Consider the following 12,636-nt stretch of genomic DNA (forward strand, 5'->3'; position numbering starts at 1 on the left):
AGCAGACCCGCAGAATTGCCGCCTTTAGTCTACGCCGTGGCGGCAGTTGAGGTCACGTAGACCGATGTGCGAGACCCAGCGCAAGCAAGCCAAGGTTTCACGCTTCGGCCTGCGGAGATCGTTTCTTCACGCCTCCACCGAGACAGGATTCGCCCACTGCTCCGGGAAAAGATCCTCCGTCCGGACAGCCCTGTCTCCACCGCACTGATCGTCGTGCCGCGCCACTGGGGTGGCGGGCCTGGCGTATCGGCGTCTGCGGTGGGCGTAGTCCACATGCATGCCGGACGAAGCGATCCGGCATGCCTTCTACGACGGAGAGCCATCATGAGCATTACTGTATCGAACCTCACCGAAGCCAGCGCCCTGCTGCGTACGATCAAGAAACGCGACATCCTCGACGTGCGCGCCATCGACCTCGATCTGGTGCTGATCCTGGAGAACGGCCACAAGCTCATCATCAGCAGGGGCGCAGCCGCCGCCGCCAACACGCCGCAACTGACCCTGGAATTCGCCGACGGCGACGTGGCCCTGGGCGAGGTCTTCGAGAAACTGAACCATATCGAAGTCCCGCCCGACACGCCCCCCGCGGCGACGCTCACTCCTCAGGAAATCAAGCGCTATGGCATCAAGCGCGTGGTCAAGGGCAAGACCACGAAGAACGACGAGAACACCGACGAGCAGCAGACCGCCTCCAAGCCCGAGACCACCGACGGCAAGCCCGCCGACGCCCTGGCCAGTAGCGACAGCCCGAGTGTGAGCCAGCACAGCGACGCGAGCAGCACGGCCATCAAGTCGAGCCTCGCCACACCCTCCGTGACCGAGGCCAGCGCCGGCAGCGCAGCCGACAGCAGCGGCAGCAGCAGCTTTTCCTGGCCGGTGATCGCCGGCGGCCTGGGCTTGCTGGCCGCCGCCGGTGGTGGCGGTGGCGGCGGGGGTGCAGCAGCAGCAGCGCCAGCAGCCGGTAGCGGCCCCGCACTGTCCACGCTCGGCGGCGCCACGTCCCTGGGCCCGCTCACCAACGCCACCGTGACCGCCTACGACAGCCAGGGCCGCATGATCGGCAAGCCAGTCCCAGTGATCAATGGCCGCTATTCGCTGGTGCTGGACGTGCCTGGCTACAAGGGCCTGATCCTCTTGGCGGTGCGCGACAGCACGCCCGGCGTGGCCGACAACTTCGCCGACGAAGCCACGCTGCGCATCGCCGACCTCGGCGACACTGTGCTGCGCTCGGTGGTGCAGGCCGAGGGTGGCAACCAGACCATCAACATCACGGCGCTGACCGAACTGGCCGCACTCAAGGCAGGCCTGGCGAGCGGCCAGACCAACCTGGGCGCCGCCAGCCAGGTCACCGCACCCACGGTGGCGGCAGCCAATGCGGCGGTCAGCGCCCTGTTCATGGTCAACATCTCTTCCGGCGATGTGCTCACCACCACCGTCACCGACGCCAACGGCGCAGCCGCCATCAATCCGGCCTTCGCCCGCAGCAGCAACACCTCGGCCCGCCACTACGGTATCGCCCTCAAAGCCATCGCCAACCTCCAGCTGACCGACGCCACCCGCTATCCCGACCAGGGCGTGGCGATCCAGAAGCTGGCCGACAGCCTGGGGTTCAGCGATACCCAGCCGAACAAGCTCAAGTGGCGCGATACCGTCACGCAATCCGACCTCTTCAACGAGCGCATCGCCAGCCGCGCCAACGACAGCAGCCTGTCCGCCGAGCAGCGCCAGCAGGCGCGCGCGCTGCTGGACGTGCTGCAGAAACTGCCCGATGGCGGCAGCGTCAACGATTACCTGGTGCAAAACCGCGTCGCCCTCCCCGAACCCACGCTCCTGACCAAGAACGCCACCCCGGGCGCATCGCCCTGGCAGACACCCGCGACCGATGGCAGGCTGGTGCTGGACCAAGGCGAACTGGCCAACGGCGGCCTGGCAGTGAAGGCGCCGCCCCAGGCCAGGGTCGAAGTGACCCTGGTCGGCCATGACGCGCAGGGCCGCGAAGTGACGGTGACGCTGCCGGCCAGCGCCGCCGACAGCAACGGCATCGCCGTGCTCAGGGCCGACCAGGCGGCGCTGGACCTGTTCAGGCAGATATCGCGCGAGCAGCCGGTCACAGCGCGGGTCACGGTTACCGATGGCGACAACAGTCGCGCCAACCAGGACGTGTGGAAGAACAATGCGGACGTACGCATCGACGTCAGCACCCCACCCGGCCTGACCGACTTCGCCTCCAACAAGATCGCATTGGTCAACGATACCTTCTACAACGGCGGCGACGGCAACGATCCCTTGCGCACCACGCCGCTGGGCAATGAGGACCAGATCACCACCGACGCGGCCGTGCGGGTGCTGCTGACCCGCGTGCTCAAGCCCGAGGAACGTCTGGAATTCAAGGTCGCTACCAGCGCGGGCGCCGATAATGCGCCGCGCTATGGCGAATGGTTCAATCCAGCCGATCTGAGGATCGAAGGCACAGACAGCAACGGCCAGGTCCGCTACGTGGCCCGCAATCTCACCACCAGCGAAGGACCGGTCTGGATCAAGGCGCGCATCCTGCTGACCGCCGCCCAGTCGGGCGCCAGCCAGGGCAGCGCGCGCGAACTGGAGACGCCACTGCGCCTGACACTGGACAAGACCGCACCGGCCCAGGTGCGGCTGGCCATGACCGAGAACCGCGATGACGGCCTGAGCAGCGAGGACGGCGTCTCCAGCCAGACGGGCGTGATCCTCATGCCGCGCACGTCCTTCGAGACCAGCGCCGAAGTCCACCTGCGCCTGCTGGGCGGCAGCGGCACCGATGGCACCACGCTGCTCTTGCTGCGCGCCAATGGCGAGCGCCTGGCGCTCGCGCCCGAGAGCTGGATGCGCTGGCAAGCCGGCGACCAGTTGCAACTGATCGGCCAGACCCTGCAAGGCAATGGCAAGGCGCGCCTGCAGGTGCGCCAGCTCGACGCAGCCGGCAACTTCACCGATAGCATCCAGACCTTTATCTCCGACAGCACCCGCGTGATCGAACAGGTCGTGCTGCTGGCCGTCCGCGAGAAGGCCTTCAATGAAGCCAAGGCCGCCGTCATCGCTGCCCAGGAAGCCTATGATCAAGCCGCTGCCGCCGACAAGCCGGCCAAGCAGACCACCCTGGCAGCGGCCCAGAACGCGCTGCAACAGGCCCAGGCCGCACGCGACCAGGCGCCGGAGCAGGTCAGGTTGGGCCTGCTCAAGAGCGACGGTTCGACCCGCCTGTCGGACCTGATGGGCAGGACCATCGATCCCGCCTTGCTGCCGGCCATCCTGCGCGCCGTGGCCGCCACTGGCGATCCGGAGCAGGTCAATGACGGCCCTGGCCTCAGGACCCTGGTCAACAACGTGGTCAGCGCCGTTACTGCGGTCCTGCTGAAGGCTTCGGTCTATGGTGACAACGATGCCAATCCCGCGCTGACGGCAGCCGACTTCGACCGCCTGGGCATCCCCGGCGCCGATCATCAGGCCACGCTCACGCTCGCCAACGCCGCCTTGAAGACCCTGCCGGCGAGCCGCAGCAATACCATCGCCGCGCTGCGCACCATCGTGGACGCCGCCGCCCGCGTGGCCGCGCTGGCCGATGGCGCAGCCGGCAACAGCAGCGGGGCCGCCCTGCCCAGCGCTGCCGACTACACCGCGCTGGGCGTGACCACCCCGTTGAGCGAGGCCGCCGCGCGCGTGACGGGCCAGGTCATCGATGGCAAGCCGCTCACTGAAGTCTCCACCACCGCGCAACTGGAGACCATCGCCGCCGCCGCGCAGCGGGTGACCCAGCATGCGGCCGGGGTCAACCTGGCCACGCCGTTGACGGCGCAGGACTTCAGCGCCCTCGGCATCCGTGGCGTCACCGCTGACAACGTGGGCCGCCTGGCCGACGCCCTGCGCGATGTGCCGTCCTCGCTGCGCCCCGCGACCGTGGACGGCGTGGTCGATACCCTGGCCGAGATCCGCGCCATCGTCGCGCTCGATCTGGGCACGCTGCAGACGCTGCTGAACTTCGCCCAGCACCTGAGCCCCATCGATCCCGCCAACCCCGCGCTGCTGGCGCCGACCCTGGCACAGTACGACCATCCCGACCTGCGCGCCGCCGGGGCCGAGGTCACTGCCGCGCGGCTGGCCTCGATCAACGATGCGCTCTCCAGGGTGGGGGCCGAAGCCGTGGATTCGTGGGCCAAGGTCGGCGCGCTGGTGCGCTCCTATACCGCCATCCTCAATGCCGCCGATGGCGTGAGCAACGCCGCCGCACTGCCCACCGAAGCCGACTACAGCCGCATCGGCGTCAAGACCCTGCAGAACAAGTTCTCCGCCGCCACCGACAACGCCGCCCGCGCCAATGCGGCAACACTGCTGGGCAACGTCATCGACCGCAGCAATCGCGCTGAAGTCGATACCGTCGCCAAGCTCGAGAGCCTGGCCGACATCGTCAGCCGGGTCACCCGCATTGCCGCCGGCAAGCCCGAGACGGTCAGCGCGGAGGAATGGAAGCGCCTGCACGTGAGCCCCGAACTGAGCGCCGACCAGTTGCGCATCGTCCTGCCGGCCATCGCCGCGAGCGCCGACGACGGCAGCGAAGTCACCACCCTGGCCGCCCTGTCCACCCGCGCCAGCAACGCCCTGGGCAGCGCCCAGCGCATCACCGACTATGCCAACGACGCCGCCAACACCGCACCCGCACAGGCCGACTACAAGAACATCGGCGTGAGCGGAGTGGACGACGCCCAGCTGGTGGGCGCCATCAATTCCGCGCTGGCCACGCCCGCCGTCACCGGCAGCCAGGTCGCCAGCCTCGCAGCGCTGCAGACACTGGTCGATACCTATCGACAGTTGCTGCAGCAAGCCGATGGCAAGGCCGGCAACACGGCCACTGCCAACCTGGCCAAGCTGGCCGACTTCGAGCGCATCGGCGTGGACATGAGCGCGCTCAAGGCGCTGGACAGCACCGTATCCGGCGCCACCGGCAATGCGGTGCAACTGCTCAGTTCCATCATCGACAGCCGCAACGCCAGCGCCATCGATACCGCCCCGGAAATCCAGCAGCTGGCCGGCCTGGCGCACAAGCTGGCGCTGGCCATGCAAGGTCGGGACGCCGGCCAGTTGCAATCGGCCGACCTGGCCCTGATCGGCCTGGACGTGGACGCCGGCACGCTGGTCCAGGTGCGCCAGCAGTTGGCCTCCTTGGCCGATAACGGCAGCGAGCTCAATACCTTCAGCCAGTTGCGCGCGCTGGTGCTGGGCGTGGCCGGCGTGCCGACCTGGAACGTGGTGGCCGGCGACGATGTGATCAACCTGGCCGAACGCCAGGCCGGCGTGAGCCTGAGCGGCAGCGCCGGAGCGAACGATGTGCTCACGCTCTTCTATCCCGATGGCAGCGTCATGAAGAGCGGCATCACGGTACAGAACGAAGGCGGCAAGTGGGTCTGGAAATACACCCTCACCAGCGAGAACTGGACCCGCCTGAACGCCGACGGCGCCGATGGCGTGGAGAAGATCTTGCAGCTGCAGGCGCGCAATACCAGTACCGGCGTGGATTCGCTCAAGGTCGCCCACAAGCTGAGCATCGACACCGTGGCGCCTCCGGCCAACCTGCTGCTCAGCCTGGACAAGGACACCGGCAGTTCCGACACCGACGGCGTCACCCACCAGGGCAAGGTCAACGTCACCCGTCTGGCCGCAGGCGCACAGTGGGAGTACCAGATCGACAACGCACTCTTCCAGACCGGTTCGGGCAACAGCGTCCAGGTCACGCAAGAGGGTGCGCACACCCTGACCGTGCGCCAGTACGACAGCGCCGGCAATCGCAGCGCCGCGCAGACGCTGAACATGACGCTGGACACCACGCCCCCGGGCGCACCGATCATCGCCCTGGAGAAGATAGGCGGCACCGTCAACGCGCTGCCCGTGACCAACAATGACACCATCCGTGTCACCGGACTGGAAGCCAAGGCCACCTGGCAATGGCGCCTGAACCGCAGCGACTTCAGCGAGAACCCCGACTGGAGCAACGGCAGCGGCAACAGCTTCAGCCCCACCGGCATGACGCCCAACCAGACCCGGAACTGGTACGTGGAAGTACGCCAGCTGGACCAGGCCGGCAACCCCGGCAGCGTGAGCCGCCTGAGCTTCACGCTCGACACCACGCCGCCGCGCACTCCGCGCCTGGCGCTGGTGGCCAACAGCGGCGGCGACGATGCGCTGCGCGTCACCAATGATGGTCGCATCGACGTGCTGGACCTGGACGCCGACAGCGCCTGGCAATACAGCACCGACGGCGGCGCCACCTGGAGCACCGGCAGCGGCAACCGCTTCACCGTCAATGGCGATGGCGACAAGCAATTGCGCGTGCGGCAGACCGACGTGGCCGGCAACACCAGCACCAGCACGGTGCTGACCATGAAGCTCGACACTGTCGCGCCGGTCAAGCCAGGCCTGGCAACGCTGGTCAACGACAGCGGCCGGCTCCAGACCGACCTGCTCACCAACGACGCACGCCTGCAAGCGCCCACGCCCAGCGAAGCCGACCTGCGCTTCGAATACAGCGTCAACAACGGCGCCTGGACCGACATCAGCCAAGCCATCAAGGGCGCCAAGGACGGCGGCAGCGACGGCGACAAGAACGTGCGCCTGCGCAGCCGCGATCGCGCCGGCAATGTCAGCGAGGCCGGCGACGTCTTCAGCTTCAAGCTCGATACGCAGGGACCGGCCAAACCCGCGCCCGCCATCCTGGCCAACGATACCGGTGACGACAGGACCGACGGCATCACCAGCAATGGCCGGGTGGTGCCCAGCGGTCCGCCCGAACCGGGGACGAGCTTTGAATACAGTCTCGATGGCGGTGCGTGGACCGACATCAACGTGGGCATCAAGGGCGAGAAGGACGGCGGCACGGATGGCCGCAAGAACGTGCGCCTGCGGACCAAGGATGCGGCAGGCAACGCCAGCGACCCCAGCGAGGTGTTCGGCTACACGCTGGACACCAAGGCTCCCGCCAAGGCGACACTGGCGCTGGTGAAGCCCGCGGTCAATGGCGTCACCGATGATGGCACGGTGAAAGTCGCCAACCTCGACGCCGATGCGCGCTGGGAATACAGCCAGGATCGTGGCGCCACCTGGAGCGCCGGCAGCGGCGACCGATTCAGGGTCAAGGGCGGCATCGACGGCGGCGGCCATACCGATGGCGCCAAGGGCGTACAGGTCCGCCAGATCGACAAGGCGGGCAACACCACGGTGAGCGACGTGCTGGAACTGAACCTCTCCACCCGCTTCGAGGCGCCCACGGTGAGCGTGACCTCGCCCCTGAAGACGCTGAGCGATGGCACCGCCTTGCTGGATGCGTCCACCGGCCCCAACAGGACGGTGGCGCTGGAGGTCAGCGGACGGCGCGGCAACGTCGCCGTCCTGACCCGCGACGACGGGACGGAGATCGAGCGCAAGAACCTCGACGCCAACGGCAAGGCCAGCTTCAACCTCAACCGCAGCCTGACCGTGAGCGGCCTGAAGACCGTGGCCGGCGGCAACACCACGGCCAATGCGGTCTATACCCTGTTGTCCTCGGACGAGGCGCTGGCCCTGCGCAACGGCAACGGCGGCGGCGTTCCCTTCAGCGCCGCCTACCTGGCCAAGGGCGGAGTCAGCATCGACCTGGGCAAACCGGTCTACAGCACCGGCAATGCAGCAGGTGACTGGTTCGTCTGGTCGGCCATCGGCGGCGGCTATGTGATCTCGCGCAAGAACGACAGCAGCGAGTGGTTCCGCGAAGCGCCCTCCAGCCAGCCGGCGCAGACGCCGGAAACGGTCGGCGCGTGGGTGGCGCTCAATCGCGGCGCCAGCCAGGTGGCCGATGACCTGCTGCGCAACAATGGCGTCTCCACCCACCAGAGCCGGCTCGATGGCGTGAACGTGCTCAACGCCAACGGCGCGCGCGACGCCGCCTGGCGCTACCAGCTCAAGCAGGTCGACGCCCAGGGCCGCATCAGCGAGGCGGCCGATCTCAAGCTGCGCATGGTCACCACCGCCCCGTCGCTATTGGATCTGGATGCCTTCACCGATGGCGTGCAGGCCAGCCGCAGCATCGTCGTCAGCAATGCCGATGTGTCTTCCGCGAGCGGCGTCGCCCTGATGCCGCAGGTGGCCACGCCCAAGGCCAGCGACATCCGCTTCATCGAACTGGTGTCCGACAATGCCGGTGCGTCGCCGGTGGACTCGCTGCTGCTGGATCGCGCCGTGGGGATCAACAACAACCTGGCGCAGGTCGATAACCGCAGCATCGGCGGCGTGACAGGGCTGAGCTACAAGGTCTCCACCGTCGCCAAAAAGAGCACGGTGACGCTCACCAAGACCGATGGCAGCGCCTTCACCGGTGACGAAGCGCGCAATGTGCTGCAAAGCCTGCGCCTGCAGAATCTGGGCTTCGACACTGGCAAGAAGAGCCGCAGTGTCGACATCAGCCTGGGCGACGGCAGCGGTCATCGCAGCGCCGACCTGAACCGGGTCACGGTGCTGACCGATGGCAGCGGCTTGCTGGTGGATCTGGACGCCCGCCAGGCAGGCGTGCAGACCAGCCACACGCGCTATATCAACTCGCCCACCAAGCTCGCCTTTGATGCGGCCGGGGGCGAACGCTTCCTGGACAACGTGGCGGCCCCGGCCTCGGCCACGGCCGAAATCCAGCTGCGCTTCAATGGGCTCGACGGCAACAAGGACGCAGTCCTCTTGTCCGACAATTACCGCTACAGCCCTGCCCGCCCGAATGTCTTCTACGGCGACATCGGCGGCGTGACTGGCGTGTTCTGGTTCCTGCCGGCCGACAAGCCCGGACTGACGGTGATCAGAAAACAGCAGGACGGCGCCCTGCTCACCCCTGCGGAAGTCAAAGCCATCCTGGAAGGCATCGCGATCCGTTGCGGCACGCCGCCGGGCAGTCTGGAACGCAGCATGGACATCACCCTGGTCACGGCCACGGGATCGGGCACCACCTCGCGCGCTACGCTGGTGCTCGACACCCGGGCGCCGGTCCTGGACCTGGACGCCAACACCCCCGGCATCCAGATACAGAGCAGCAAGTCCGTCAGGCTGGACGAGGCCATCACGGGCGTCAAGCTGTTCAACGGCGAGATGTCCGCCCCCATTGCCCAGGACATCGGCTCCCTGCGCCTGACCCTGCCCCGCAGCGGTGACGCCAGCAACGACGACCTGATCCTGGGTAATGAACGCTTCGCCACGCGCAGCAATATCGACTTCAGCGGCAGCCTGGGCGGCGTAAGCGGACTGGAACTGCATTACGCGGCCAGCACCGGCCAGGCCGCCATCAGCCGCACCGGCGGCGCGCCGATGGATGGGCTGCAGGTCAAGGCCATCCTGGAATCGCTCAAGTACCGCTTCGCCTCCGCCGGGGCGCGCAACATCGCCGTCGAAGTCGCGGACCAGGCCGGCAACGTGGCCCGGGGCGACGTGACACTGACGCTGGACACCACCGTACCGGCCCAGCTGACCACGACCATGCTCGCGGAAACGCAGAAGGCCTTCGGGGTAGCGAAGATGGAGAACATCTTCGGCAGTCCATTCTTCCCAATCACTAGCCCGCACAACCTGAACAAGGGCGAAGGCGTCGCCCTGACCAACCTGCCCTCGGGCTTTGCCAACGCGGCCAGCTTCCTGGGCGCCATCCGCGGCGTCTCGGCAGAATGGGGGGGCGTCGCCCTCACCGGCAACCCCAACAGCAGCAACCCCAACCTGAAGAGCTACACCCTCTTCAACCAGCCGCTGAACCCTGGACAGGAAGTGGCCGTGATGCAGCAGGCAGGCAGCGACGCGCTGGGCAGCTGGCTCAGTTTCACCTTGGTGCGGCAGGCGGGCCGACAGGCCGATGATGTCTACCTCAACCACCTGGGCAGCTTCGTGCTGAACCATCTCGACCTGTACCGCTCCGAGACCTCGCGTGACAAGAGCCAGTCCGGCTACGACCTGGCCAATGTCGGCCTGCTCTACCAGATCGATACTCACCGGCCCAACAAGACCCCGACCCTCCAGGTCGGCTACGACGCCAGCCGCGCCGCCGTGGGCGACGTGGTGGCCCTCTTCGAGGGCGGCACGATGCTGGCGCGCAAGGTCTTGACCGCGGCCGACCTCGGCAGCGGCACCAAGACCGTGAACCTGACGGTGGCGCAAAGCCTGGCCCCGGGCGAGCATGACATCGTGGCGCGTTACACCGACCTGGCCGGCAATACCGTCAACGGGACGGCGCAACATGTCTCGGTGGCGGGCGGCGGCGATCCCGTGACCCTCACCGATCTCGCCGTGCGCAGCAGCAAGCAGGCGCCCGCTGCCGTGCAGGCGCTCAACGCCTCGGAGAACCGCTATGCCGTAATCAATGATCTCGACACCTCGGACATCTCGGGCCATTCTGCGAGCGGTCCGGTGATCTCCGGCAAGGTCGGCGGCGGACGCGACAGTGATCGTTACGTGGTGACCGTCGAGATGGGCGGCAAGGTGCTGGCCTTCGACGAGGTGGGTGCGGGTGACTTCTCGATCAGCCTGTCGGCGGGATCACTGGCGCCGGGCCTGTACCGCGACCTGACCGTGACGGCCTCGCGCGCCAGCGGCAACGAGCCTGGGCAGAGCACTGCGGTGCAAGGCCTGAAGCTGGGCTGGTACTGGGCGGCGCAATCGGTGAGCGACATCTTCGGCGGCAACGGCAATGACGACATCGTGATCGGTACGACCCACTATAGCGCAGCAAGCTTTGTCCAGACCGGCGCCGGCCAGGACAAGGTGATCGTCGGCGCCTTTGGCCGCAGCGACAACCTGGCCGCCACCGTCGGTGATTTCGTGCTGGGGGTGGACAAGGTGGAGGTGTTCAACCAGAGCCTCACCCAGGCCAACCTCTCACGGTTCGTGACGGCCTCGGCCGGCGTCAATCCCAACGACACGCGCCTGAGCATCGATCTGGATGGCGCCGGACCGGGTACGCTGACCTATACCCTGATGTTGCAGAACGTGGCGTACAACAGCGCCAATACCGCCACCATCTTCGGTCTGTAACCAGGAGCGCGGCAGGCAGCGGGATGTGCCTCCATGCCTGCCCCGCCCCGGGGCCGATAGCGTAGCGCCCCACGACAAAGGGCGGCCAGTTCACACTGGCCGCCCTTTGTCATTTTCCTTCGCTTGCGCCGGGACCTCAGAACAGCAGGATCAGCAGCAGGATGATGGGAATCGGAATACCCAAGAGCCAAAGCAGAATGGCGCCCATGTCAGTCTCCTATCAAAGTTGGTGTTCGGGTCCGCCGGCGCGATGCTCGTGCACTTCGTGACGCAGCACCGGCTCGGCATAGAGTTCGTTGCGGTCACGCAGGCGACCGCCGTAGGTGGCCAGCAGGCTGGCGATGAAAGCACCGCACAGCAGCGCCAGGAACATCCACAGCGAGGCGTAGGCAGCGGCCTTGCGGGCCGCGTCGGCGGCTTCCTTGGCCTTGGTGGCGGCCTGCTCCAGGTTGCGCTGGTAGGCGGCGAAGGTATCGCCCACGCGCTTCTCGGCATCGGCTTGCGACATGCCCGTGTGACGCGCCACCAATTGGCCCAGGTAGCGCTTGTCGCCATCGGCCAGTTGCTGGTTGGCCAGCGAATAGGCGAACACGCGCGCCACTTCCATGCGCTGGGCCGAGCTCAGCTCACGGCCATCGGCCGGGGTCGAAGCGGCCAGCGGTGCGGCCGGTGCTGAAGCTGCGGCCGCACCCGTGGCGGCATCGCTGCCGGCGGCCGGGGTCACCGGCGCGGCGGGTGCAGCGCTGCTGTTGGTGCTGTTGCTGCCGCCCGCAGTCGGGGTACGGAACATGGCATCGATGAAGTAACCCGAGGCGCGATCGGCCAGGTTGCCGGCCTGTTGCGCACCTTCCGACCCCACGGCCGCAGCGGTCGCTGCAGCGCCGGTTCCGAGTGCACCCCCGGCGGCGCCCACGGTCTTGGCGCCACCCGAGATGACGCTGCCCACGGCCGAGCCCAACAGCGCAGCCGTGGCCAGCGAGGCGACCGCCCAGGCCAGCAGGCCGTGCGCGGTGTCGCGGAAATAGACTTCACGGGTATGCAGGCCCGCCCACTTCACACGCAAGCGACCGGCCAGGAAACCGCCGATGGCCGACGCCGCGATCTGGGTGAAGAGCAGCCAGCCGGCGGTGGAATAGCCGATGGTCTTGGCCGAGACGCCTTCGCCGGACCACGGCGAGATCGACGAAAAGCCCAGGCCGAAGCCCAGCATCACCAGGATGAAGGACAGCGCCGCCGCTGCGAAAGCGCCCGCCAGGATGGCGCCCCAGGAGACGCCGGAGCCATTGTTGTTGACGGCCTCGACGCTGGCCGGTGGAAGGGAATGGATGGTTGAGGTGGTCATGAGTCTCCTCGCGATTCTTGATGGATTGATCTCTGCGGCGAGCGCAGGGCCGGGGGGCATTGCCACGATGAGACTGTAGGGGCGTGCTAGCGAGGACGCCATCGGCGCAGTTCGTCAGCCCACGTAGGAGAGATGGAAAAAATCAGCGCGGCGTAGCGGAAAGACGGCACAGCACATCCGCGCCGGGTCTTATAGAATGGGCGCTTCACTCTTTGCATCCATTGCATCCATTGCATCCATTG

At 67.3% G+C, this 12,636-nt stretch carries 2 protein-coding genes; one reads left to right on the forward strand and one right to left on the reverse strand.

The window, feature by feature from the left end:
- The first annotated feature begins 324 nt into the window (after positions 1-324).
- Complete coding sequence (locus ACP92_RS22455; RefSeq protein ID WP_156181824.1) at positions 325-11,052, forward strand: adhesin; 10,728 nt, start codon at positions 325-327, stop codon at positions 11,050-11,052.
- Positions 11,053-11,272: 220 nt separating this feature from the next.
- Here ACP92_RS22455 and ACP92_RS22460 read toward each other — a convergent pair whose 3' ends face one another.
- Entirely contained in the window at positions 11,273-12,394 is a 1,122-nt protein-coding gene (locus ACP92_RS22460; RefSeq protein ID WP_013236423.1) for a hypothetical protein, read from the reverse strand.
- Between the last annotated feature and the right edge of the window lie 242 nt (positions 12,395-12,636).

Source organism: Herbaspirillum seropedicae (assembly GCF_001040945.1).
GTDB lineage: Bacteria > Pseudomonadota > Gammaproteobacteria > Burkholderiales > Burkholderiaceae_D > Herbaspirillum > Herbaspirillum seropedicae.

Excerpts from the sequence above, each read along its gene's own strand:
- ACP92_RS22455 (WP_156181824.1), top strand. The coding sequence starts at position 325 with ATGAGCATTACTGTATCGAACCTCACCGAAGCCAGCGCCCTGCTGCGT.
- ACP92_RS22460 (WP_013236423.1), bottom strand. The coding sequence starts at position 12,394 with ATGACCACCTCAACCATCCATTCCCTTCCACCGGCCAGCGTCGAGGCC.